The following is a 22,727-nucleotide window of genomic DNA, read 5'->3' as shown; positions in this document are numbered from 1 at the left end:
CCTGCAAGGGGTTCCGCGCATAGCGGAGATGTGATACAAAGAATGGCTTTGCATTGTCGGAATTAGATTTCCGAGTACACGGCACTATTGTATCACAGGGGGCAATGTGTTGGCGAGCGAACAGGCGCGAATCACCTCTCTGTATCAAAAGCTCGATCAGGAAAGGGACAAAGCGGCAGCGGATCTCGCCGCCACGCTGCGGGACGACACGGCCCAGAGGCTGGACCGCGAAGCTGCGGTCGAGGTCCTGGCCAAGGACCTCAGGAAGTACCAAGCGGCGGAAGAGGGGCTGTGCTTCGGCCGTATCGACTCGGAGAACGGCGACAGCACCTACATCGGGAGGGTCGGACTGTTCGGCGACGACTTCGAGCCACTGCTTCTGGACTGGCGCGCACCGGCGGCGCGGCCGTTCTACACGGCGACGGCCGCGAACCCCGAGGGTGTCGTGCTGAGGCGGCACTTCCGCGTTCGCGACCGGGAGCTGCGCGATTTCCACGACGACGAACTGCTGACTGACACGACCGCGTTGCTCGACGCCCTCAACGCCCCGCGGACGGTGACGATGCGGGACATCGTCTCGACCATCCAGGCCGAGCAGGACGAGATCATCCGCTACTCCGGCCCCGGTGTGCTCGTCATCGAGGGCGGTCCCGGAACGGGCAAGACCGCGGTGGCCCTGCACCGCGTGGCATACCTGCTGTATACGCGCCGTGAACGCCTGTCCCGGCACGGTGTGCTGATCGTAGGCCCGAACACCGGCTTCCTCCACTACGTCGGCGACGTCCTGCCGTCGCTGGGGGAGACCGACGTCGTCTTCGCGACGCCCGGTGAGCTCTACCCCGGTGTTGTCACCGACGCCGAAGACACACCGTCGTTGCAACGGCTGAAAGGCGATGTGTCCGTTCTCGACCTGCTGGCCGTCGCAGTGGCCGACCGGCAGGAACTGCCGGACGAGCCCATCGAGATCGAGCTGGAAGACATCATCGTGCCGCTCGACGCGCACATCGCCGCCGTCGCACGCGAGAAGACGCGCTACTACGAGCTGCCGCACAACGCCGCCCGCAAGTACTTCTTCCTCGCGCTCGCCGAGGAACTCGTCGCGCCGGCGATGCGCCTGATCGGCGTCGACTGGCCGGAGATCGAGGAGGACGTCCGCCACGAACTCCGCCACAGCTCCGCGTTGCGCGACGCCGTCGACAAGCTGTGGCCGCTGCTCACACCGGAACAGTTGCTCGCCGATCTGTACGCGGGTCGCTGTTTCCGGATCGGTGCGCCGGAGCTGTACCGGGCAGACGCCGACGCGTGGACCGTGTCCGACGTGCCGCTGCTCGACGAGCTCGCCGACCTGCTCGGGTCCGACGGCACCGCGGAGCGCGAGGCGAGGCGGGCGGAGGAAGAACAACTCGAGTACGCCCGCGGCGTCATGGACGTCCTGTCGATCGACGAACGCGCCGACACCGACGAGTACATCGTCACCGACTTCGTCAACGCCGATGTGCTGGCGGCTCGGCACGAGGTGCGCGACCACCGCTCCCTCGCCGAACGCGCCGCCGCAGACCGCACGTGGACATACGGCCACGTCGTCGTCGACGAAGCGCAGGAACTGTCCGCAATGGATTGGCGCCTGCTGCTGCGCAGGTGTCCCAACAAGTCCATGACCGTCGTCGGCGACCTGGCTCAACGTCAGGCCGCGGGAGGAGTCCGGAGCTGGGGATCGGTGTTCGAGCGGTTCACCTACCGACGGCTGGAGGTCAACTACCGCACCCCGGGCGAGATCATGGCCGTCGCCACCCCGGTCCTGAAGGTCGTCGACCCCGACGCGTCGGCCCCGGTGTCGGTGCGCAAGACCGGTGAACGCCCGTGGGCCCGCCGCGTGACTGATATATCGGCAGCCGTGCGCGACGAACTCGACGCACACGCCAGCGCGTGCAACGGCCGCACGATCGCCGTCATCGGCGAAGGCTGGATGCCGCCGCGTGCGTCGAAGGGGCTGGAGTTCGACGTCGTCCTCGTCGTCGAGCCGCAACGCATGTCGCCCAGCGAGCTGTACGTCGCGCTGACGAGGGCGACGCAGCGGCTCGGCGTGCTGCACACCGAGCCGCTGCCGCGTCACCTACGAGGTCTCCTCTGAGATCCACGCGAGGTAGTCGTCGTTGCCCCCGACCACGGGGGTGACGACGACCTCGGGGACGTCGTAGCTGTGATGCGCCTTGATGTGCGCGACGAGGTCGTCGACGCGGACGGAAGACGTCTTCACGACGCACTGCCACTCCGCGTCGACGCGCACCTCGCCGTCCCACCGGTAGACGCTGCGGATGGGCACGATCTGCACGCACGCGCCCAACCTGGCCTCGACGATCCCCTTCGCCAGCGACTCGGCGGCCTCAGGCGAGTCGACGGTCGTCGTCACCACGTTCGCACCACTCATACCGCGTCGATCTCCTTCAACATCTGGTCCTTCAGCTCGGCCGGCGCGTATGACGCCCGCACGGCGGCACGGGCGAGGCCGGCGAGCTCGTCCCGGCCGAACCCGAAACGCTCGTGGCACAGCAGGTACTCGCGGTCGAGGTCGGTGTGGAACATGCCGGGGTCGTCGGTGCTGATCGTCACCGGGACGCCCGCCTCCACGAGCCGCGGCAGGTGGTGCTCGTCGAACGACCGCACCGCGCCGGTCCGGAGGTTCGACGTCGGGCACACCTCTACGACGACGCCTTCGTCGGCGAGGTGCCGCAGCAGGCCGGGATCCTGCACCGCGCTGACACCGTGCCCGATCCGTTCGGCCCGCAGATCGTGCAGAGCGGCCCAGATCTCGCTGGGCGGCGTCGTCTCACCGGCGTGCGGCACCATGTGCAGGCCGGCGTCGCGCGCCATCGCGAACGCCTCGCGGAAGTTCGCCCTCGGTGAGTCCGACTCGAACCCGCCGAGTCCGAAGCCCACCAGCCCCTCCGGCCGGTGCTCGGTGGCGAACCGCGCACTCGTCATGCCCCAGTCGCGATCCCAGACACCGGGAACGTCGAAGATCCACTGCAACGTCACGCCGTGCACGGCGAGCGCTTCGTCGCGTCCCGCGTTCAACGCCTCGACGAGCTCGTCGGGCGCGATGCCGGCTCGCAGGTGACTGGTCGCGCTGATCGTCAGCTCCGCATAGCGGATGTTGGTCCGTGCCGCGTCACGCGCGTATCCGACGACGAGAGTGCGGACGTCCTCGCCCGTGGTGACGAGGTCGTTGACGATGCCGTACACGTTGATGAAGTGCCGGAAGTCCGTGAACTCGTAGAACTTCCGCAGCTCGGTCTCGTCGGTCGGCACCCGCCCGCCGGGGTGGTTGCGGGCGAGCGCGAGGACGGTGTCGATGGAAGCCGCGCCCACGAGGTGGACGTGCAGCTCGGCCTTCGGCAGCGCGTGGACGAAGTCGGAAATGTGCACGGTCCATGCTCTCAGGTCAAGAGCCGATCGACGGGTGACATGTCTTGCAGTCAAGGGAGAGGGTGCAGGGCGATCCCTGTCTCTGGCTTCCGCATTGGGGGTGCCTCGTGAGGGGCGCACGAAGAGTCGCACTGCTGACCGCGGTGCTCGTTCTGCCATTTCTGCCTGTCACCGCTCAAGCCGCCGAAGGGCCCGTTTTCCAGAACGGCGAGGCCCAGCCCGTCTTCGACCCGAAAGACGTGGTGAAGGAGAGCCTCTGGGTCCGCGCCCCGGTCGACAGCGACCGCGATGGCAAGGACGACGAGGTCTACACCGAGGTCGTCCGGCCGCGCGCCACCGAACGCGGTCTCAAGGTCCCGGTCGTCTACATGGTCAGCCCGTACTTCTCGGGCGGCAACGACGTCGCCAACCACAACGTCGACGTCGAGCTGTACGTGCCCGACAAGCGCAACGGCCGCCTGCTCAAGGCCAACTCCGACGAACGCATCACCGCCGCCCTCGGCCCCAACCCGATCACCTCCGGCCGCTACGAGGCCTACTTCATCGCCCGCGGGTACGCGGTCGTCTACGCCGAGTCCCTCGGCACCGGCAAGTCGACGGGCTGCCCGACGACGGGTGACGTCAACGAGACGATCGGCGCTCGTGTCGTCGTCGACTGGCTCAACGGCCGTGCGACGGCGCGGACCGCCACGGGTGAGGCCATCAAGGCGACATGGTCGACCGGCAAGACCGGCATGATGGGCGTCTCCTACAACGGAACGCTGCCCAACGCCGTCGCCTCCACCGGCGTCCGCGGTCTCGAAGCCATCGTGCCGATCGCCGCGATCTCCAGCTGGTACGACTACTACCGCGCGGACGGCGCCGTCGTCGCACCCGGCACGTTCCAGGGCGAGGACGCCGACGTGCTGGCCGAATACGTCTACACGCGTGCCGACCGGGAGATCTGCAAGCCGATCATCGCCGAGATCGCCAAGGACCAGGACCGGATCACCGGTGACTACAGCCGGTTCTGGGACAAGCGGAACTACCTCAACGACGTCCACAAAGTCCGCGCGGCCGTTCTCGCGGTGCACGGGCTCAACGACTGGAACGTCAAGATGACGCACGTCGAGCAGTGGTACTCGGCGTTGAAGAAGGTCGGCGCGCCGCACAAGATCTGGCTGCACCAGTCCGGGCACACGGACGCCGACACGCTCCGTTCGGCCGAGTGGCGGCGCACGCTGAACCGCTGGTTCACCCAGTACCTGTGGGGTCACCGCAACGGCATCGACAAGGAGCCGAAGGCGACGATCCAGCGCGAGGACAAGACGTGGGTCGACGAGAAGGACTGGCCGGCCCCCGGCACGTCCGACGTGCGGCTGCGCCTGTCCGCGGGCGGATCCGCCAAGGGCGCTCTCGGTGTCCTTCCGGGCCGCGGCGTGGAGAAGCTGACCGATGACGCGACGAAGACGGCTGAGTCGTTGATCGACCAGGCGACCTCGCCGAACCGGCTGTCCTACACCTCGGAGCCGGCGCAGAAGCCGGTGCGGCTGTCCGGCAAGTCGACCGCGAACCTGCGTCTCGCGTTCGACCGGCCCGCGGCCAACGTGACGACGCTGCTGGTCGACCGCCGTCCGGACGGCACGTCGCACGTCATCACGCGCGGTTCGACCGACCCGCAGAACAGGGAACGACCGGACAGGACGTCGCCGATCAAGCCCGGCAAGTTCTACGACGTCGAGGTGCCGATCGTGCCAGACGACTACGTCCTGCAGGCCGGTCACCGGCTCGAGTTCGTGGTGATCTCCAGCGACTACGACTACACGCTGCGCCCGAAGCCGGGCGCCGGACTGTCGCTCGACCTCGCCCGGACGTCGGTGGAGCTGCCGGTCGTCGGCGGCTGGCGCTCGGTGTTCCAGGCGTTCTGAGGTGATGCCGTGCTCCGGTCGGCGGGGACCGGAGCACGGCAACCTAGCACCCACCTCCGACAGAACCCCGCTCCAGGGCGGTCCAAGATCTCGACCTGTCCACAGCCGCTGAGTTGTCCACAACCTGGCGTCCATCCCGGCTCACCACCCGGCTCGCCCCGCCACAGTGAGCCCCATGCCCACCACCCTCCCGAAACCGATCCGGGTTCGCGACGCCGCCGAGCTCTACGCCGCGATCCCGCACCTGATGGGATTCCACCCGTCCGACTCGCTCGTCGTGCTGGTGCTGAAGGACGACCTGGTCAGCATGACCATGCGCGTCGACCTTCCACGCCCGCGACATAGGGGCTTCCTGGCAGCCCAGCTGGAAGGGCCGCTGCTCGACCAAGGCGCGACAGAAGTGATCCTCGTGGTCGTGTGCGCGCCGACAGAGCACGTGCCCGAGGAACTACCTCACGAACCGCTGGTCACCGCGCTCAGACACGGGCTGGGTGGCGTGGGCATCGACGTCGTCGAAGCCGTCTGGTTGCCGTCGTGCCAGAAGGGCGCGAAGTGGCTCTGCTACCTCGACATCGACTGCTACGGCACCCTGCCGGACCCTCAGCTGTCCGCGGTCGCCGCCGCGTCGGCTCACGAGGGCAACGTGACGTTCGAGTCGCGCGCCGCGATGGCGGCGATCCTCGCGCTTGACCCACCCGCGGCGGTGGAGCGCAGGTCCGCACTGCTCGACGAGCTCATGACGAACTCGGCCGATCTCGATCCCGGCACCGAGTTGCGCCGCGTGAGCGACGCGATCGACGCGGTGGAGAACCGCAAGGGTCCGTTGCGGGACGACGAGGTCGTCGCACTGGCACGGGCCCTGGTGATGCCCGACGTCCGTGACGCGAGCCTGGGGTTCGCCGCCCAGGCCAGGTCCCGTCTCGCCGAACGCCTGTGGCTCGAGCTCACCAGAGCCTGTCCGGCACCGGAACGTGCGGAGGCCGCGTGCCTGCTGGCGTTCTACGCCTACCAGCGCGGCGACGGCGGGATCGCGTCCGTCGCCCTCGACGTGGCCGATGAGGCGCGCCCCGGTCATTCGCTGAGCAAGCTCATCAGGGCCGCCGTCAGCGCCGCGTTCCCGCCCTCGGAGATGCGGGCGCTGGCCGTGAGGTACATGGACAGCGCCCGCCAGTTGCTCGCTCAGAGCAGTTCGGGTCGCTCCCAGCCCTGATCCAGCACGTGCTCGGCCAGGAACGCCCACACCGTCTCGTACCAGACCCGAGAGTTGCCGGGGGTGAGGATCCAGTGGTTTTCGGTTGGGTAGTAAAGGTACTTCGCGGTCACCCCGTGGCGGACGAGGTCGAAGTACAGCCGGTGCCCCTCACCGATCGGAACCCGGTAGTCCTTGTCCCCGTGGATGACGAGCATCGGGGTCTTGATGTCGGCGACCCGCAGGTGCGGGGAGTTGGCCTGGATCCGCTCCGGGTGGGTGAGGGGGTCGCCCATCTCCCGCATCCAGAAGTAGGAGCTGTCGGTGCCGCCGGAGAACGCGTCGAGGTGCCAGAGGGACGCGTGGGTGACGATCGCACGGAACCGGTCGGTCTGGGTGGCGATCCAGTTGGCCATGTAACCGCCGAACGACCCGCCCATGGCGGCGGTCCGGGAGGCGTCGATGTCGGCTCGCTCGACGGCGACGTCCGTGATGGCCATCAGGTCGGTGTAGGGCTCGGCGCCCCAGCGGCCCCAGCCGGCCTTGATGAAGTCCGGCCCGTACCCGGTCGAGAGGGCGGGGTCGGGCAGCAGGACGGCGTAGCCGCGAGCGGCCATGAGCCACGGGTTCCAGCGCCAGGTCCAGCCGTTCCAGCTCATGACCGGGCCGCCGTGGACCCACAGCAGGAGCGGGGCGGGGGAGTCGGCGGAGGCACCCTCGGGCAGCACCAGCCAGGAGCGGACGGTCCTGCCGTCGGCGACGACCGTGGAGATCTCGGTGAGCGTGCCGGGCACCGACGCGAGAGCGCCGGGCGCGCGCAGCCGTTCCGGGTCCTGGTCGGTTCCCTCGGAGGCGAACCGCACGGGCTGTGGCGGGTGGTCGACCGAGTTGCGCAACGCGTACAGCGTCTTGCCGTCCGGGCTCACCACCAGATCGCTGTAGTAACCGGTCACCGTCAGCTTGATGACCTCGCCGGTCGCGAGATCGAGCCGCCAGACCGGCTGGTGCCCGAGGTGGCTCGCGGTGAAGAAGACCGCCGACCCGTCCGGGCTCACCACCGGGTGGTCCGGCTCCTCCTGGAAACCGGGCGCCAGTGGCGTGATCGAGCCCTCCGCCAGGTCGATGCGCACGAGGTCGCGCCGGTGTGGGGAGTCCGGAGTGGACTCGCGGTACCGGATCGCGATCACGGCGGCCGAGTCGGGCGTGAACGTGGCACCACCGAAGGAGAAGCCCTCTTCGGAGGCGATGGTCCGGGGCGCGCCACCGCCGGTGGCGACGACCCGCAGTTCGGTCCGGCGACCGTAGGAGGGGCTGACGTCGACGTCGTGGCCGAAAACGGCCCACTTCCCGTCTGGGCTCAGCTCAACGTCCTCGTCGCTGAGCCTGCTTTCGGCGTCTTCGCTGAGAGCGGTGACGGTGCCGGCGTCCGCGAGAGGAGCCGCGAACAGGCGTGGGTAGGTAGGACCGAGGTCCGCGTCCCAGTACCGGATCGGGTACGACTCGTGCAGGATCGCCGTCACCCCGGCGTCCTCGCGTGCCTTGCGCTTGGCGTCGTCCTCGTCACCGAACTCCGTGAAGCGGTGCGCCGACGACGTGAACAGCACCGTCTCGCCGGCGGCCCGCACCTGACCGACTCCGCCACCCGGCCGCAGCACCTCGGCGGCCTCGCCGTGGACGGGAAGGCGCCACAGCGCCTTCTTGTCGTTGGACTCGCCCGGCTTCGCGAGCGGGTCCGGGCGGCCCGACAGGAACAACAACGACCCGTCCGGCGCGAACACGGGGGAGGAGTCGCCCTTGGCGGAGCGGGTGAGCCGGACGGCCTCCCGCTCCCCGGTGGGATCGACTTCCCAGAGGGCGCCCTGCCACGTCTTGCCGTCCGGGGCGAGCGTGGAGACGACCGTGACGAGCCGGGTGCCGTCCGGGGACAGTGCGAGCGATGCGAGCCGCGGAGTGGCGTTGTAGCTCTCGAAGGAGGCGAAGTCGGTCATCCCGGCTCAGGCTCCGTGCCGGGCGCGGGTGAACTCCCACGCGTCGCGGACGATGCCGGTGATGTCGGCGCGCTCGGGCTTCCAGCCGAGCTCGGTGCGCGCCCGCTCCGCGGAGGCGACCAGGACGGCGGGGTCGCCGGCGCGCCGGGGGGCGACGACGGCGGGGATCGGGTGGCCGGTGACCTCGCGGCAGGTGTCGATGACCTGCTTGACGGAGAAGCCGGTGCCGTTGCCCAGGTTGTAGATCCGGTGCTCGCCCGCGGTGGCGTTCTCGAGCGCGAGGAGGTGGGCGTCCGCGAGGTCCAGGACGTGGATGTAGTCCCGGACGCAGGTGCCGTCCTCGGTGGGCCAGTCCTCGCCGTAGATCGAGATGTGCTCGCGCTGCCCGAGGGCGACCTGGAGCACCAGCGGGATGAGGTGGGTCTCGGTCGCGTGCCGCTCGCCGATGCTGCCGTAGGCGCCGGCGACGTTGAAGTACCGCAGGCTCGTCGCCGCCAGGCCGTGCGCCGCGGCGTACGACGTGATCGCGTGGTCGATGGCCAGCTTGGTGGCGCCGTAGGTGTTGGTCGGCGCGGTCGGCGCGGTCTCGGGGATCGGCACCTCCCGCGGCTCGCCGTACGTCGCGGCAGTCGAGGAGAAGACGAGCTTCGGCGTGCCATGTTCCTTCATGGCGTCGAGCAGGCGGACCGCCGTCAGGACGTTGCCCGTCCAGTACTTGCCGGGGTCCTGCATGGACTCGCCCACGAGGGACTTCGCCGCGAAGTGCAGAACGCCGTCGAACCCTTCTGCGAGGACATCGCCGATGACCTCGGCGATGTCACCCCGGATGAAGCGCGCTCCCGAGGGGACGGCGTCCTCGTGGCCGGTCGAGAGGTCGTCGAGGACGACCACCTCGTGCCCGGCTTCGAGCAGCCTGGCAGCGCACACACTGCCGACGTATCCGGCCCCGCCCGTGACGAGCAGCTTCACCACAGTCCTCGCATTCCTGGTCAAGATCGTTCTCTGCTACCGGTCCCTGCCCGCGCCCGCGGACGGAACCGCCGTGAAGAGCCTCGGCCGCGTGAGCGAGCGCGAGGCGAAGCCGGCGAGCACGGACCGCTCGACCTCGTCGTGCCTTTCGACGGGCACGAGGGCGATGGCCGAGCCACCGAAACCGCCGCCGACCATCCGGGCACCCAGCGCGCCGGCCGCCATGGCGGAGTCGACGGCGACGTCGAGCTCCAGGCAGGAGACGCGGTAGTCGTCCCGCAGGCTCGCGTGGGAGCCGGAGAGCAGCGGTCCGACGTCGACGAGCTCACCCGCGCGGAGCAGCTCGACGCTGCGCAGGACCCTGTCGTTCTCGGTCACTACGTGCCGCACCAGCGGACGCAGGTCTTCGGGCAGCCGGACGAGCGCCTGGTCGAGCTCGGCGATGTCGACGTCGCGCAGAGCGGGAACGCCGAGGATCCCGGCGGCGCGCTCGCAGCCGGCCCGCCTGGCGCCGTAGCCGCCGTCGACGAGCGCGTGGCTCGCGCGCGTGTCGATGACCAGGACCTCGAGCCCGCTGGCAGCCGCGTCGAACGCGACCTGTTCCGGCTTGCCCGAGCGCACGTCGTAAAACAGGGCGTGCGATTCGATGCAGCACAGCGATGCGGTCTGGTCGAGAATGCCGGTCGGCGCGCCCACGAAGTCGTTCTCGGAGCGCTGCACCCAGCGCGCGATGTCCGGCCGCTCGGCGTCGACACCGGCGAGGCCGAGCAGGGCGAGCGCGACGGCGCACTCCAGGGCGTGGGAGGACGAGAGACCGGCGCCGGCGGGCACGTCGCCCGCGATGACGAGGTCGGCTCCTCCGGTGACGGCGATCCCCTGCTCCCGCAGGGCCCAGGCGACTCCACCGGGGTACGCGGGCCACCCCTTGACGGTGCCGGGGGCTAGGTCGGCCACCACCATCGGGTCCGCCTCCTGCAACCCGCCGTCGTCGCCCATCGTGCTGACGGTCATCACGCCGTCGGCGCGGGGAGACGCCGCGACCGCGATGCGGTGCGGCAACGCGAACGGCAGCACGTAGCCGTCGTTGTAGTCGGTGTGCTCGCCGATGAGGTTGACGCGGCCGGGAGCCGACCAGACCCCCTCGGGAGCGCGTCCGTGCAGGCGCTGGAACGCCTCGGCCGCCTTCGTCGCCGGTGCCGTCGACTGGGTCACCGGGCGAGCACCAGGACGGCGTGGGCGACCGCGGGGTCGAGTTCTGCGGAGTTGCCGTTGCCGCCGCGCACCTGGACGACCTTGGCGCCGGCGAGCGCCGCGACCTCCACGGTGCTGCCGGGCACGACGCCGGCTTCCTTGAGCTCGGCCATGAGGTCCGGGTCGAGCTGCACGTGCTCGGCGATGCGGCGCACCTCGACGCGGCCACCGCCGCGGCGGGCCACCTCGTCCACGCGCACCAGGTCCGCCTCGGCGGGCGGGGCCGGCTCGCCGTCGCCCAGCTTGTCGAGACCGGGGATCGGGTTGCCGTAGGGCGAGGTGGTCGGGTTGCCGAGCAGCTTGATGAGCTTGCGTTCGACCGCTTCGCTCATCACGTGCTCCCAGCGGCACGCCTCGCTGTGCACGTGCTCCCACTCGAGCCCGATGATGTCCACGAGGAGGCGCTCGGCGAGCCGGTGCTTGCGCATGACGGCGATCGCGAGGTTGCGGCCCTGCTCGGTGAGCTCGAGGTGGCGGTCCTCCGCCACGATGACCAGGCCGTCGCGCTCCATGCGGCCGACGGTCTGGCTCACCGTCGGTCCACTTTGGCCGAGACGCTCGGCGATGCGGGCGCGCAGTGGCACGACGCCCTCTTCTTCGAGCTCGTAGATCGTGCGGAGGTACATCTCCGTGGTGTCGATGAGGTCGTTCACACCCGCTCCCCTTCGTATGGTGTCGATGGTAGTCGTGCCGGGGGACACAGGTGTCCGCGCGGGTGCAGGATGTGTGCCGTGCATCCCTTGATCACTCCTGAGGCCCTCGCCGACGCGCTGCGTGCGCAGCCGGCCACCGTCGTGCTGGACGTGCGGTGGCGTCTCGGCGGACCACCCGGACGCCAAGACTACGAGGTCAGCCACGTGCCCGGCGCGGTGTACGTGGATCTCGACACGGAGTTGTCCGCCCCGCCCGGTCAGGGTGGGCGCCACCCGTTGCCGGATCCGGAACTGCTGCAGGAGGTGCTGCGGCGCGCGGGCGTGCGCGAGGGCGGGCGAGTCGTCGCGTACGACGCGGGAGACGGGTCGGTCGCCGCGCGGGTGTGGTGGTTGCTGCGGTGGGCCGGGTACGGCGAGGTCGCGGTGCTGGACGGCGGGTTCGCCGCGTGGGAGGCCGCCGGGTTGCCGGTGACCGCTGAGGAGGCGCCGGCGCTGACCGGTGATGCGGCTGGAGACGTCGTGGTGCGGCCTGGGCAGATGCCCGTGCTCGACGCGGACGGGGCGGCGGCGCTCGCTCGAGACGGCGTGCTGCTCGACGCGCGGGCGGCGGCCCGGTACCGGGGCGAGACCGAGCCGGTGGACCCGAAGGCCGGGCACGTTCCGGGGGCGCTCAACGCGCCGAGCACCGGGCACGTCGGTCCGGACGGGCGGTGGCTCGGCGCGGCCGAGTTGGCCGCGCGGTTCGCCGAGATCGGGGTGACGGGGGAGGCGGCTGTCGGTGCTTACTGCGGGTCCGGCGTGACCGCCTCGTCCGTCGTGCTCGCGCTGGAGGTCGCGGGGATCACGTCGGCCGGGAAGCCGGCGGCGTTGTACGCCGGGTCGTGGTCCAACTGGTGTGCGCTGGACCGGGAGGTCGCCACCGGCGGCTGATGCCCGGCCGCTGCCCGGCCGCCGCCTGACGGCGTGGGGCGGTCAGGCGTTGGGGATGCGGTTGAAACCCTCGGTGGCGAGCTTGAGGGCCGTGCCGCAGGTGTCCAGGTCGTCGATCGCCAGGACGCTCACGGAGAAGGCCGGGGTGATGACGTCCGGGTCGTCGGTCAGCATGACGGTGACCTGGCAGTCCTCCTTGGAGGCGGCGACCTGCCACGCGGTGTTGCCGCCGATGTCGATCTGCTTCTTCTCGCCCTCCTGGTCCACGACGTCGGGAACCGTGACCAGCTGCGTGATGACGGCGGACGGGTTGGTGACGGTGTGGATGCAGCCGCCGTCCGCCGAGGACTTGCCACCGGTCGCGGCCTCGATGTCGGCGGGCTTGAGGACGCCGCAGGTCTCGAGGCCCGTCGCCTTCTTCCTGGTGCCGATCTTCACGTCGCCCTGCTTCTGGGCGGTGGGGGCCGCCGGCTTGGACGGCGTGGCACTGCTCCGCGGCTTCCGCGAGGTCGTGGAGGGCGCGGTGGACTGCTCCGCGGCGTTCGGGTCGGGGGAGGCCGAGCCCCGGACCTGTTCCGCGCAGCCCGTGGCGGTGGCGAGGGTCAGGCCCAGTGCGAGGAGGACGGCGGCTGGTCGCAGGTGCATGTCGCCTCTGACCCCTGTTCGGTGAGATCGGTTCCGGGGTGGTGGTCCCGGGTTCGTGGCCGGAGGTGCGCCGACGGGAAGCGACTGTAGGTTGCTGGGCATGGGTAAGCCAGCCGCGGTTGTCTGGGACAGGTCCTTCCTCGGGTACGACCTCGGTGGCGACCATCCGCTGAACCCGGTCCGGCTGGACCTGACGGTCCGGCTCGCGACCGCCCTCGGGGTGCTGGACGGCGTCGAGCTGCGGGCGCCGGTGCCGGCCGGTGACGACGAGATCGAGCTCGTGCACAAGCCCGGTTACCTGAGCGCGGTGCAGGCGGCGCCGACGGCGGGGTGGGACGTCGGGCACGGGCTGGGGACGGCGGACAACCCCGTGTTCGAGCGGATGCACGAGGCGTCGGCGCTGGTGGTCGGCGGATCGCTGGTGGCGGCCCGGGCCATCGCGTCGGGGGAGGCGGACCGGGCGGTCAACATCGCCGGCGGCCTGCACCACGCGATGCCGGACAGCGCGGCCGGGTTCTGCGTCTACAACGACTGCGCGGTGGCCATCGAGTGGTTGCTGCGCAGCGGGGTGGAGCGCATCGCGTACGTCGACGTCGACGTGCACCACGGGGACGGGGTGCAGACGGCGTTCTGGGACGATCCGCGGGTGCTGACGGTGTCGTTGCACCAGCATCCGATGAGCCTGTGGCCGGGGACCGGGTGGGCCGGTGAGGTCGGCGGAGCCGGTGCCGAGGGGAACGCGGTCAACGTGCCGCTGCCCGCCGGCACGCGCGACGGCGCGTGGCTGCGGGCGTTCCACGCGACGGTGCCCGCGTTGCTGAAGGCGTTCCGGCCGCAGGTGCTGGTCACGCAGTGCGGGGTCGACACGCACAGGGAGGATCCGCTCGCGGACCTGTCGCTGAGCGTGGACGGGCACCGGGCGATCTACCAGGCGTTCCGCGACATCGTGAACGAGCACGGGTACAAGTGGCTCGCGCTCGGCGGCGGCGGGTACGAGCTGCTCAGGGTGGTGCCGCGGTCGTGGACGCACCTGCTGGCGACGGTGCTGGACCGCGACGTCGACCCGAACCGGCCGCTGCCGGCGGAGTGGGTCGCACATGCGACGCGGATCGCACCCGAGTGGCCTCTGCCTGCGTCCATGACTGATGGATGCGACCCTGGGTACCAGGCGTGGGGCGGCGACGCGGAGCAGCCGGTGGACAAGGCGATCCGCGACACGCGCCGTGCGGTGTTCCCGTTGCATGGGCTTGACCCCGACGACCCCAGGGACTGACACAAAGTGCCGGACAACGTGCCGAAGGACGTCCCGACGGGCGTCTCCAACGACGTTCCGAAAGACAGCGCCGACGCGGCCAGGGACCCGTTCGACTTCCCGCGGCACTGGGAGGCGGACGTCGTCCTCAGCGACGGCGGCACCGTCCACCTGCGGCCGATCACGCCGGCCGACGCCGAGGAGCTCCGGGAGTTCCACGGCCGGCTGTCCGAGCGGACGCGGTACTTCCGCTACTTCGGGCCCTACCCGCGGATCCCGCAGCGCGACCTCGAGCGGTTCAGCACCGTCGACCACCACGACCGCGTGGCGCTCATCGCGTTGCTGGGCGACGACATCGTCGCCGTCGGCCGCTTCGACCGGCTGCACCACGGCGACAGCGCCGAGGTGGCGTTCGTCGTCGAGGACGGGCACCAGGGGCGCGGGCTCGGCAGCATCCTGCTCGAACACCTCGCCGCCGCGGCCAGGGAGGTCGGGCTCACCCGGTTCGAGGCCGAGGTGCTCGCCGAGAACGGCCAGATGGTCCGGGTGTTCCGCGACGCCGGCTACCAGGTCAGCAGGGCGTTCGAGGAGGGGGTGCTGCACCTGGAGTTCGCGATCGACCCCACCGACGAGTCCGTCGCCGTCGCGAGGGCCCGCGAACAGGCCGCCGAGGCACGCAGCGTGCACAACCTGCTGCACCCGCGCAGCGTCGCCGTCATCGGCGCCTCGACCGACCCCACCAAGATCGGGCACGCGGTCCTCAAGAACCTCCTCGAAGCCGACTTCAACGGCCCCGTCTACCCCGTCAACGCCGAGCATCGCGCTGTGCGCGGCGTGCGGGCCTATCCGACCGTGCTCGACATCCCCGACGACGTCGACCTCGCCATCGTCGCCGTTCCTGCGGCCAGCGTCGACGAGGTCATGGACGGTTGCCTCGCCAAGGGCGTGAAGGCACTTGTCGTCGTCAGCTCCGGCTACGGCGAGACGGGACCTGACGGTCTGTCCGCCGAACGCAGGCTCGCGGCGGAGGCGAGAGCACACGGCATGCGCGTCGTCGGTCCGAACGCACTGGGCGTGCTCAACCTCGACCCCAAGGTCCGCCTCAACGCGAGTCTCGCCCCGCAGCTGCCGTCGCGCGGCCGTGCGGGCTTCTTCTGCCAGTCCGGCGCCCTCGGCACGGCAATCCTCGCCAACGCCGCCGGCTGGGGCCTCGGCCTGTCCACGTTCGTCTCGGCGGGCAACCGCGCCGACGTCTCCGGCAACGACCTGCTGCAGTACTGGGAGACCGACCCGGCCACCGACGTCGTCCTGCTCTACCTGGAGTCGTTCGGCAACCCGCGCAAGTTCGCGCGGCTCGCGCGCAGGCTCGGCCGCACCAAGCCCATCGTCGCGGTGAAGTCCGGCCGCCACGCCGTCGTGCCCGGCCTCGCCGCCACGGCCGCGAAGGTCGACGAGGCGAGCGTCCAGGCCCTGTTCGAGCAGGCCGGCGTGATCAGGGTCGACTCGCTGGCGCAGCTCTTCGACACCGCGCTGCTGCTGGCCCACCAGCCGCTGCCCGCGGGCAAGCGCGTCGCCGTTGTCGGCAACTCCACCGCGATCGGCCTGCTGGCCGCCGACACGCTGCTCGCCCAGGACCTCGACCTCGCGGGCGACCCCGTCGACGTCGGCGCCCAGGCCACGCCGGAGGAGTTCGCCAAGGCTGTGAAGGAGGCCCTGGACCGTCCCGACACCGACGCGCTCGTCGTCGTCTTCGTGCCCCCGATCGCGGTTCCCGGCGCCGCCTACGCGCGCGCCCTCAAGGAGGCCGCGCCCAGCACGAAACCGATCGTCTCCACGTTCCTCGCCGTCGAGGGCATCCCCGACGAGCTGAAGATGCCCGGCAAGGGCTCCATCCCGAGCTACGCCAGTCCCGAACGGGCCGTGCTCGCGCTGGCCCGCACCGTCCGCTACGCCCGCTGGCGCGCCGCACCGCAGGGCACCTTCGTCCGGCCGGAGGGCATCGACACCGAACGGGCGAGGTCCATTGTGGACTCGCCGGCGTCCGAGGTCCGGCTCGACGACCACAAGGCCGTCGCACTGCTGGAGTGTTACGGCATCGACGTCGTCCCGTTCCGCATCGCCTCCAGCGAGGAGGAAGCTGTGGAGGTGGCGGACGAACTCGGCTACCCCGTGGCGATGAAGGCGACCAGCGAGCGGTTGCGCCACCGCACCGACCTCGTCGGCGTCCGGCTCGACATCGCCCAGCGCGAGTCGGTCAGGGCCGCCTACCACGACCTCGCGGCGCTCTCCGGCAAGCCGGGTGTGTACGTGCAACGCATGGCGCCCAAGGGAGTCAGCTGCGTCCTCGGCCTCCAGGACGACCCGAGCTTCGGCACGCTGGTCTGGTTCGGACTGTCGGGTCTGGTCAGCGATCTCCTCGGCGACCGGGCCTACCGGGCGGTACCCCTCACGAACACCGACGCCGCGGAACTCGTTGCCGCACCCAAAGCCGCGCCTCTGCTGACCGGATACCGCGGTGACGAACCAGCGGACCTGAAAGCACTTCAGGAACTGGTACTCCGTTTGGCCGCGTTGGCGGAGGACCTTCCGGAGGTGCGGTCGCTGAAGCTCGAACCCGTTCTTGCTTCTGCCGCAGGGGCTTTCGTCAGCAGCGCCCGCATAGTCATCGGCCCGCCCCCGTCCCTGCACGACGCCGGTCCGAGGCGTCTGCGCTAGACCCGCGCCAGTCTCGCCGCTGAACTGTTACAGCAACGATTCCGTTGTTTTCATTCGCTCCCAGGTATGGACATGCGTCCTGCCGCCGCTTAGGTTTCCCGCATCGCCCAGCAGCGCCGACCTTGGTGCGAGGGCGCGTGCCCGTGGAATAACGCTGTAAGAGGGACGAATGACGCCGAGAGCACTTCTCCGCCTGGCGGCGACAACAAGCGCGGCCGTGCTCCTGCTGGCCTCGTGCGCGGGTGGTGACGCGTCCACGATGGCCGGGAAGGTCAGCTCGAACGACCGCATGGTCATCGCCGTGTCGTACGACCAACCGGGACTGTCGGTGCGCAGGCTCGACGGCAGCTACCGCGGTTTCGACGTCGACGTCGCCAAGTTCATCGCGGGCGAGCTGGGCGTCAAAGAGGAGAACATCGTCTGGAAGGAGGCGCAGCCCGGCAACCGGGAGACGCTTCTGACCAGCGGTGAGGCCGACATGGTCGTCTCCACCTACTCGATCACCGACAAGCGCAAGCAGATCGTCGACTTCGTGGGCCCGTACTTCGTCGCCGGCCAGGACCTGCTGGTGCGCATGAACGAGAACCGCATCGAGGGCCCGAAGTCGCTCAACGCCAACCTGAGGCTGTGCTCCACCGCGGGCTCGACCTCCGCCGAGTACGTGCGCGACCAGTTCGCGAAAGACGTGAAAATGGTCGAGTACGCGAAGTTCAGCGACTGCGTCACGGCGCTGCTCGCGGAGAACGTCGACGCCGTCACCACCGACGACGTCCTGCTGGCGGGCTACGCCGCCCAGAACCCCGAGCTGCTGAGGGTCGTCGGCGACCCGTTCAGCAAGGAGGAGTACGGCGTCGGCCTGCACCGCGACGACCCGACGAGCAAGGCGAAGGTCCAGGCCGCGCTGCAGAAGATGATCGACACCGGTGCCTGGCGCAAGTCGCTCGAGGTCAACATCGGATCTTCCGGCTACAAGATCCCCGACCCGCCGAAGCTGTCGTCCTGATCGCACGGGGAGTCACGTAGGCTCACGCCACGTGAACCGCGTCCCGCCGCACCGTGCTGATCGACCCGTTCGCGCGGGCATCCCAGAACACGGCCGAGTCCCGCGCTATTACGCGGTCAAGGCCGAGCTGTTCGACCTCGTCGAGACCCTCGGCGAAGGCACCGTCCTGCCGTCCGAACGCGAGCTCGCCGAACGGTTCTCCGTCTCGCGCGTCACGCTGCGCCAGGCCGTCAGCGAGCTGGTGCTCGAAGGCAAGCTGATCCGGCGCCAGGGCAGTGGCACGTTCGTCGCGCCGCCGAAACTCGTCCAGCCGCTGTCCCTGGTCAGCTACACCGAGGGCATGCGCCGTCAGGGCGTCGAGCCGAACCGCACCGTGATCACGGTCGAGGAGCTCGGCGCCGACGAGGGGCTGGCCCGCGACCTGGCGCTCGACCCCGGCGACCCGGTCGTGCACCTGGAACGCGTTCTGCTCGCCGACGACGAGCGCATCGGCCTCGAGTCGACGTACCTGAGCCTGGGGCGTTTCCCGGACCTGCCGGAGAAGCTCGACCCCGCCGGCTCGCTCTACGCCTGCCTCACCGAGCGGCTCGGTGTGCGGTTCGCCGAAGCCGAGGAACGTGTCGAGACAGTGCTCGCCACGCCCCGGGAGGCGCTGCTGATCGGCACGAACCCCGCGCTGCCGATGTTGTTGCTGCACCGCGTCTCCTACGACGTCGGCGGTCACCCGATCGAACGCGCCCGGTCGCTGTACCGGGGTGATCGGTTCAGCTTCGTCGCGAGGCTCCACGCGGACCGCTGAAGCATTCGTCCACAATGGAATTGGCGCGCTCTCTTCGCCGTCAACGGAATGCGCGGCGGAATTCCTTTCGGACCCCAACGGTTTTCGTGGTTTCGCGGCGTTGCGGAAGCCGCGCACTTTGCGTGACCCACCCGGAGCGTCCGGGCGGCTGACAGCGCCGCGCACCGTGCCGAAATGCGCGCCCGGCGGCTCGGAGAAGTGACTGCGGGTCACCGGAAACCCCGTGCGGGCTCAGGAAGATACCGCCCGTTCGCACTCGTTCCCCGCTCAGGTCGCGGAGGTACTGTTGTTCTCACGAACTTCAGGACGTCCGCGAAGGTGCGGAGGAGCGGGGGTGTGCCGTGTCCTTCAAGGCGGAGTTCCTCGCAGAACTCGAGGACTGCTTGCGCGGTTATGGCGCGGTCCCGGTGAGCAATCCCGACGCACTCGCCCTGTTCATCGAGTTCGTGCGGGCGCTTCCGGCCAGCGACCGGAGACTGCGCTGCCTCGAAGGTGTCGACCAGGGGTCCGGGTCGTTCTGGAACAACCCGGCGGTGTGGTGGGAGCAGGTGCCGCGGTTCGGCGCGGGACTGCCGCGGTGCGGCTCGGAGGAGTGCCGCAAGCTGCTGGACGACATGCTCGACGAGGCGATCAGTGACGAGATCGACGTGCTGGAGATGGAAATCCGCGAGCTGCCCAGCTGATCCGGGCGTGGTCCACCAGTCGTGAAGTGTCCGGACGTGCCTGCCGGCGCCGCCACCTGTCACGGCCGCGGCGCCGGGGCTTCCAGCAGCACTTACTTGACGGCGACCAGCGACCTGAACAGTTCCCGGTACCGGTGGAGAGCCAGTCGCAAGTCCTCGGTCTGCGGATCACGGTTTCCCTCGAGTTGCTGGGTGAGGGAACGGTGCCGTGTGGTGAGCTCCTCGAGCGCCCGCGTCACGAGCTGGTCGGCCTTGCGGACAGCCGCCTTCGGGTCGTCGACGAACTCGTACTGCACCGCCTGCCACTCGTTCTCGAGCCTGCCGGCCGGCTGCTGCTCGGACCGCGGCTGTTCGGTGCGGTGGTGCTCCGCGCGCTGCTGTTCGTGACGCGGCTGCTCGGAACGCGTGTGCTCGCCGTGCGTCTGGTCGGCACGGGTCTGCTCGGTGCGAACGTGCTCGGTGCGCGTCTGGTCGCCACGGGCCTGGTCGGCGCGCGCGTCCTCGTGACGCTGTTGGTCCTGGCGCTGGACCTGCTGCGGCATGCGGTCGGTGTGCGTGACGCGCTCCTCGACGTGCCGTTCCACCTGCGCTGCGCGCTCACCCTGCTGCGGTCGGGCGGGGGTGGGGACTCCAGCGGAGTGGGTGGGGGCCTCAGACATCGGTCTTCTCCTTCCGCGCGGCTTCCCGGTTCGTGTGCGGCTCGGCGCCGCGTTCGAGCAGATCGGTGAACAGCTCGCGGTAGTGGACCATCGCGGTCCGCAGGTCCTCGGTGCTCGCCTCCCCGATCTCCTGGCGTTCGGAGATGTCGTGCGCCTTGCGGTAGTGCTCGAGCGTCCGCGCGTGTTCGACGGACAGAACGCTCAGCTGCGCCTCGTAACCCTCCGTGGGATAACCGCGCTCCGCCATCAGATCGGTCACGAGCCGGTCCGCGTCCGCGATCGCGCTCTCCGGCGAGTCGACGAACTTGGCCTGCACGTCGGCCCAGTGCCGGCGGTAACTCTCCTGCGCCGTGGGGGAAAGCGGCTTCAGGTCGAACTCGCTGTGGCGCTGTTCCCGCTCGGCGAGCTCCTTCTCCGCGGCCGATCTGTTGTCGCTGTGCTCGACCACGCGGTCGTACTCAGGGCCGAAGCGGTCGCGCAGCTTCTTGCGCTGCATGGCGGGCCTCAGCACGAGAGCGAGGATCACCAATGCCGCGACAATCGCGACCGCCACGCCGATGATGGCGCCCGTTGACATGGAAAAACCTCCAAGACAGGCAAACTCTTTGGCTGTCCGGGAGGCTTTCCGGTTCACTCACACGGGAAACATCAACCCTTGATACAAACCACCTGCTTGAGCTTCGCGACCACCTCGACGAGGTCGGACTGGTTCGCCATCACGGTGTCGATGTCCTTGTAGGCGCCCGGGATCTCGTCCACGACACCGGAGTCCTTGCGGCACTCGACACCACTTGTCTGATCGGCGAGATCCTGCGCGGTGAACGTCTTGCGGGCCTTGTTGCGCGACATCTTCCGCCCGGCGCCGTGCGACGCCGACTCGAACGAGTCCGGGTTCCCGAGCCCGCGCACGATGTACGAGCCGGTGCCCATGGAGCCCGGGATGATGCCCAGCTCGCCCCGTCCCGCCCGGATCGCGCCCTTGCGCGTCACCAGGACGTCCTCTCCGAAGTGGTTCTCCTCGCTGACGTAGTTGTGGTGGCAGGAGATCGGCTCCTCGAACACGACGTGCGGGAAGTCGGCGCGCAGCACGTCGCAGACCAGGCGCAGCATGACCGCGCGGTTGCGTCGCGCGTAGTCCTGGGCCCAGTAGAGGTCGTGGCGGTACGCCGCCATCTCCGGCGTTCCCGAAAGGAACACGGCGAGGTCCGGGTCCGGCAGCTCGGAGTTGTGCGCGAGCGTGCGCGCCACCGAGATGTGGTGCTGCGCCAGCTCGTTGCCGATCCCGCGCGACCCGGAGTGCAGCATGACCCACACCCGCTGGTCCTCGTCCAGGCAGACCTCGAGGAAGTGGTTGCCGCCGCCGAGCGTGCCCATCTGGTGCATCGCCTTGTCGGCGCGCGCCTTCACGGCAGGCGTCAGGTCGTCGAACTTCCTCCAGAACGTTCCCCAGTCGGACGCGTCCCTCTCGGTGAAGGCGGTCGCCTTGTGCTGACCGAAACCGACGGGAACCACGGCCTCCATGCGGGACCGCAGACCGCGCAGTGTCTCCGGCAGGTCACTGGCCGTGAGCGAGGTGCGCACGGCGGCCATGCCACAGCCGATGTCCACGCCGACCGCCGCGGGGGAGACGGCGTCGCGCAGCGCGATCACCGAACCCACCGTGGCGCCCTTGCCGTAGTGCACGTCGGGCATGACCGCGACGTGCTTGAACGCCCACGGCAGCGAGGAGATGTTCTGGAGCTGTCGCATGGCGAACTCCTCGACCTCGTGCGGTCGAGTCCACATGCGGATGTCCACGTTCTGGCCGCGGACCAACGTTGCTGCCATGACACCGAGGTTAGGCGGCCTTTTGCCCGTTCCACAAAAGAGTTTCCGCCTCGGCGCCCACGAACTCCCAGGTGCCCTTGCGCACCTTCGCCCCGGAGACGTCTCCGCCGATCTCGGTGATGAACGCGCGCACGATCGGCAGGTCGTCGACGCCGGCGATGAGGATCGCCTTGTCGTGCAACGTGACGCTGCCGCCGCCGAGCTTCTCGCGCGCGACCGCGTCCTGCAGCAGCCCCTCGCGGACCTGCTGAGCGGTGATGCCCTGGACCTCGACCTGGACGGCGTCGACCTCCGGTGAGTTGGCGTGCAGGAACCGGAACGTGAGCACCGACTCCTGCCCGAACCGCTTGGCGATGGTCGACGCGGTGTGGCGGAGGCTTTCCTCGTTCAGCGTGACGTCGAACTTGCGGGAGCGCTCGAACGTCGTCTGCTGCAGGTCGCTCGACCAGAACACGCCGTCGAGCAGCGTGGAGCGAGTGGTGACGCCACCGTTAGCCCGCACGATCCCGCGGACCTCGCGGTCGAACCCGATCAACCTGTCCTTCAGGCGCGGGTCGGCGGGATCGGTGATGATCGCGGTGTTGTTCGACGCGAAGATCTCCGGGGACGGCAGCGGCGCTCCCGCCGCCGTGCCCGTCGAGACCGCGAACGCCAACACCGACGTGACTGCCACGAGAAGATTTCGCATGCGCCACAACGTATGGGCCCGGAGTGGCCGGGTACACCCCGTTCCACTCCGCGGGCCGGTGCTTGTTCGTGCTGGTGATCGGTCGTCCGGATCCCGTTGGCCTGGGTCATTGACAGTCGCAATGAACGTGAAAATACTTCAGA

General features: G+C 69.7%; 20 protein-coding genes. 9 read left to right on the top strand and 11 right to left on the bottom strand.

Going from position 1 to position 22,727, the window contains the following annotated elements; translation table 11 throughout:
- The first annotated feature begins 106 nt into the window (after window positions 1-106).
- Window positions 107-2,131, top strand: coding sequence for a helicase (locus tag V1227_RS18085; RefSeq protein WP_329793745.1), 2,025 nt, complete (start codon window positions 107-109; stop codon window positions 2,129-2,131).
- Here V1227_RS18085 and cutA read toward each other — a convergent pair.
- On the bottom strand, window positions 2,114-2,428 hold the full coding sequence (cutA, locus tag V1227_RS18080) for a divalent-cation tolerance protein CutA (protein WP_090102704.1): 315 nt from the start codon (window positions 2,426-2,428) through the stop codon (window positions 2,114-2,116). The genes V1227_RS18085 and cutA overlap by 18 nt on opposite strands.
- The gene (gene add, locus V1227_RS18075; RefSeq protein ID WP_329793744.1) at window positions 2,425-3,426 is read right to left on the bottom strand and encodes an adenosine deaminase; all 1,002 of its coding nucleotides are present in this window, start codon (window positions 3,424-3,426) and stop codon (window positions 2,425-2,427) included. Before add ends, cutA begins: the two co-directional genes overlap by 4 nt.
- 107 nt (window positions 3,427-3,533) lie before the next feature.
- Here add and V1227_RS18070 point away from each other — a divergent pair, with 107 nt between their 5' ends.
- Together V1227_RS18070 and V1227_RS18065 are read left to right on the top strand one after the other, a co-directional pair.
- A complete protein-coding gene (locus tag V1227_RS18070) occupies window positions 3,534-5,333 on the top strand; it encodes a Xaa-Pro dipeptidyl-peptidase (RefSeq protein ID WP_329793743.1) in 1,800 nt (599 codons plus the stop codon).
- 175 nt (window positions 5,334-5,508) lie between these two features.
- Window positions 5,509-6,543, top strand: coding sequence for a DUF4192 domain-containing protein (locus tag V1227_RS18065; protein WP_329793742.1), 1,035 nt, complete (start codon window positions 5,509-5,511; stop codon window positions 6,541-6,543).
- On the opposite strand, the gene V1227_RS18060 is transcribed toward V1227_RS18065, so the two are convergent.
- Genes V1227_RS18060 through V1227_RS18045 form a run of 4 tightly spaced genes read right to left on the bottom strand, consistent with a single transcriptional unit; the run spans window position 6,513 to window position 11,383 of the window.
- The gene (locus V1227_RS18060) at window positions 6,513-8,510 is read right to left on the bottom strand and encodes a S9 family peptidase (RefSeq protein WP_329793741.1); all 1,998 of its coding nucleotides are present in this window, start codon (window positions 8,508-8,510) and stop codon (window positions 6,513-6,515) included. The genes V1227_RS18065 and V1227_RS18060 overlap by 31 nt on opposite strands.
- 6 nt (window positions 8,511-8,516) lie before the next feature.
- The gene (gene galE / locus V1227_RS18055; protein ID WP_090102823.1) at window positions 8,517-9,479 is read right to left on the bottom strand and encodes a UDP-glucose 4-epimerase GalE; all 963 of its coding nucleotides are present in this window, start codon (window positions 9,477-9,479) and stop codon (window positions 8,517-8,519) included.
- Between the two features lie 36 nt (window positions 9,480-9,515).
- Window positions 9,516-10,691 (bottom strand): galactokinase, encoded by a 1,176-nt coding sequence (galK, locus tag V1227_RS18050; protein ID WP_329793740.1) that lies wholly within the window; start codon window positions 10,689-10,691, stop codon window positions 9,516-9,518.
- Entirely contained in the window at window positions 10,688-11,383 is a 696-nt protein-coding gene (locus tag V1227_RS18045) for a metal-dependent transcriptional regulator (protein WP_329793739.1), read from the bottom strand. The genes galK and V1227_RS18045 overlap by 4 nt, the downstream gene beginning before the upstream one ends.
- A 78-nt stretch (window positions 11,384-11,461) precedes the next feature.
- Here V1227_RS18045 and V1227_RS18040 point away from each other — a divergent pair, with 78 nt between their 5' ends.
- The gene (locus V1227_RS18040; RefSeq protein ID WP_329793738.1) at window positions 11,462-12,313 is read left to right on the top strand and encodes a sulfurtransferase; all 852 of its coding nucleotides are present in this window, start codon (window positions 11,462-11,464) and stop codon (window positions 12,311-12,313) included.
- Window positions 12,314-12,355: 42 nt separating this feature from the next.
- Here V1227_RS18040 and V1227_RS18035 read toward each other — a convergent pair whose 3' ends face one another.
- On the bottom strand, window positions 12,356-12,958 hold the full coding sequence (locus V1227_RS18035; protein WP_329793737.1) for a hypothetical protein: 603 nt from the start codon (window positions 12,956-12,958) through the stop codon (window positions 12,356-12,358).
- 100 nt (window positions 12,959-13,058) lie between these two features.
- On the opposite strand from V1227_RS18035, the gene V1227_RS18030 reads away from it, so the two are divergent.
- The 5 genes from V1227_RS18030 to V1227_RS18010 all read left to right on the top strand — a co-directional run bounded on the left by V1227_RS18030 (window position 13,059) and on the right by V1227_RS18010 (window position 19,410).
- Window positions 13,059-14,231, top strand: a complete 1,173-nt coding sequence (locus V1227_RS18030) for an acetoin utilization protein AcuC (protein WP_329793736.1) — start codon at window positions 13,059-13,061, stop codon at window positions 14,229-14,231.
- Between the two features lie 18 nt (window positions 14,232-14,249).
- A complete protein-coding gene (locus tag V1227_RS18025) occupies window positions 14,250-16,925 on the top strand; it encodes a bifunctional acetate--CoA ligase family protein/GNAT family N-acetyltransferase (RefSeq protein ID WP_442916538.1) in 2,676 nt (891 codons plus the stop codon).
- A 217-nt stretch (window positions 16,926-17,142) separates the two neighbouring features.
- A complete protein-coding gene (locus V1227_RS18020; protein WP_329793734.1) occupies window positions 17,143-17,928 on the top strand; it encodes a glutamate ABC transporter substrate-binding protein in 786 nt (261 codons plus the stop codon).
- A 31-nt stretch (window positions 17,929-17,959) separates the two neighbouring features.
- Window positions 17,960-18,727 carry a GntR family transcriptional regulator gene (locus V1227_RS18015; RefSeq protein WP_090102693.1) on the top strand — a complete coding sequence of 256 codons (768 nt, stop codon included), beginning with the start codon at window positions 17,960-17,962 and terminating at the stop codon, window positions 18,725-18,727.
- A 341-nt stretch (window positions 18,728-19,068) separates the two neighbouring features.
- On the top strand, window positions 19,069-19,410 hold the full coding sequence (locus V1227_RS18010) for a hypothetical protein (RefSeq protein ID WP_329793733.1): 342 nt from the start codon (window positions 19,069-19,071) through the stop codon (window positions 19,408-19,410).
- 92 nt (window positions 19,411-19,502) lie between these two features.
- On the opposite strand, the gene V1227_RS18005 is transcribed toward V1227_RS18010, so the two are convergent.
- The 4 genes from V1227_RS18005 to V1227_RS17990 all read right to left on the bottom strand — a co-directional run bounded on the left by V1227_RS18005 (window position 19,503) and on the right by V1227_RS17990 (window position 22,584).
- Complete coding sequence (locus V1227_RS18005; RefSeq protein ID WP_329793732.1) at window positions 19,503-20,069, bottom strand: hypothetical protein; 567 nt, start codon at window positions 20,067-20,069, stop codon at window positions 19,503-19,505.
- A complete protein-coding gene (locus V1227_RS18000) occupies window positions 20,062-20,646 on the bottom strand; it encodes a hypothetical protein (protein ID WP_236223336.1) in 585 nt (194 codons plus the stop codon). The genes V1227_RS18005 and V1227_RS18000 overlap by 8 nt, the downstream gene beginning before the upstream one ends.
- Window positions 20,647-20,717: 71 nt before the next feature.
- Window positions 20,718-21,896, bottom strand: coding sequence for an RtcB family protein (locus V1227_RS17995; RefSeq protein WP_329793731.1), 1,179 nt, complete (start codon window positions 21,894-21,896; stop codon window positions 20,718-20,720).
- A gap of 10 nt (window positions 21,897-21,906) precedes the next feature.
- The gene (locus V1227_RS17990) at window positions 21,907-22,584 is read right to left on the bottom strand and encodes a hypothetical protein (protein ID WP_329793730.1); all 678 of its coding nucleotides are present in this window, start codon (window positions 22,582-22,584) and stop codon (window positions 21,907-21,909) included.
- Window positions 22,585-22,727 lie beyond the last annotated feature (143 nt).

Origin of the sequence: Lentzea sp. DG1S-22 (assembly GCF_036321065.1) — a bacterium.
Taxonomy (GTDB): domain Bacteria; phylum Actinomycetota; class Actinomycetes; order Mycobacteriales; family Pseudonocardiaceae; genus Lentzea; species Lentzea jiangxiensis.
Note: the sequence above shows the minus strand (reverse complement) of the source record. Positions and strands in the feature narration are given on the sequence as shown.

Excerpts from the sequence above, each read along its gene's own strand:
- cutA (WP_090102704.1), bottom strand. The coding sequence starts at position 2,428 with ATGAGTGGTGCGAACGTGGTGACGACGACCGTCGACTCGCCTGAGGCC.
- V1227_RS18065 (WP_329793742.1), top strand. The coding sequence starts at position 5,509 with ATGCCCACCACCCTCCCGAAACCGATCCGGGTTCGCGACGCCGCCGAG.
- V1227_RS18060 (WP_329793741.1), bottom strand. The coding sequence starts at position 8,510 with ATGACCGACTTCGCCTCCTTCGAGAGCTACAACGCCACTCCGCGGCTC.
- V1227_RS18035 (WP_329793737.1), bottom strand. The coding sequence starts at position 12,958 with ATGCACCTGCGACCAGCCGCCGTCCTCCTCGCACTGGGCCTGACCCTC.
- V1227_RS18030 (WP_329793736.1), top strand. The coding sequence starts at position 13,059 with ATGGGTAAGCCAGCCGCGGTTGTCTGGGACAGGTCCTTCCTCGGGTAC.
- V1227_RS18005 (WP_329793732.1), bottom strand. The coding sequence starts at position 20,069 with ATGTCTGAGGCCCCCACCCACTCCGCTGGAGTCCCCACCCCCGCCCGA.
- V1227_RS18000 (WP_236223336.1), bottom strand. The coding sequence starts at position 20,646 with ATGTCAACGGGCGCCATCATCGGCGTGGCGGTCGCGATTGTCGCGGCA.
- V1227_RS17995 (WP_329793731.1), bottom strand. The coding sequence starts at position 21,896 with ATGGCAGCAACGTTGGTCCGCGGCCAGAACGTGGACATCCGCATGTGG.
- V1227_RS17990 (WP_329793730.1), bottom strand. The coding sequence starts at position 22,584 with ATGCGAAATCTTCTCGTGGCAGTCACGTCGGTGTTGGCGTTCGCGGTC.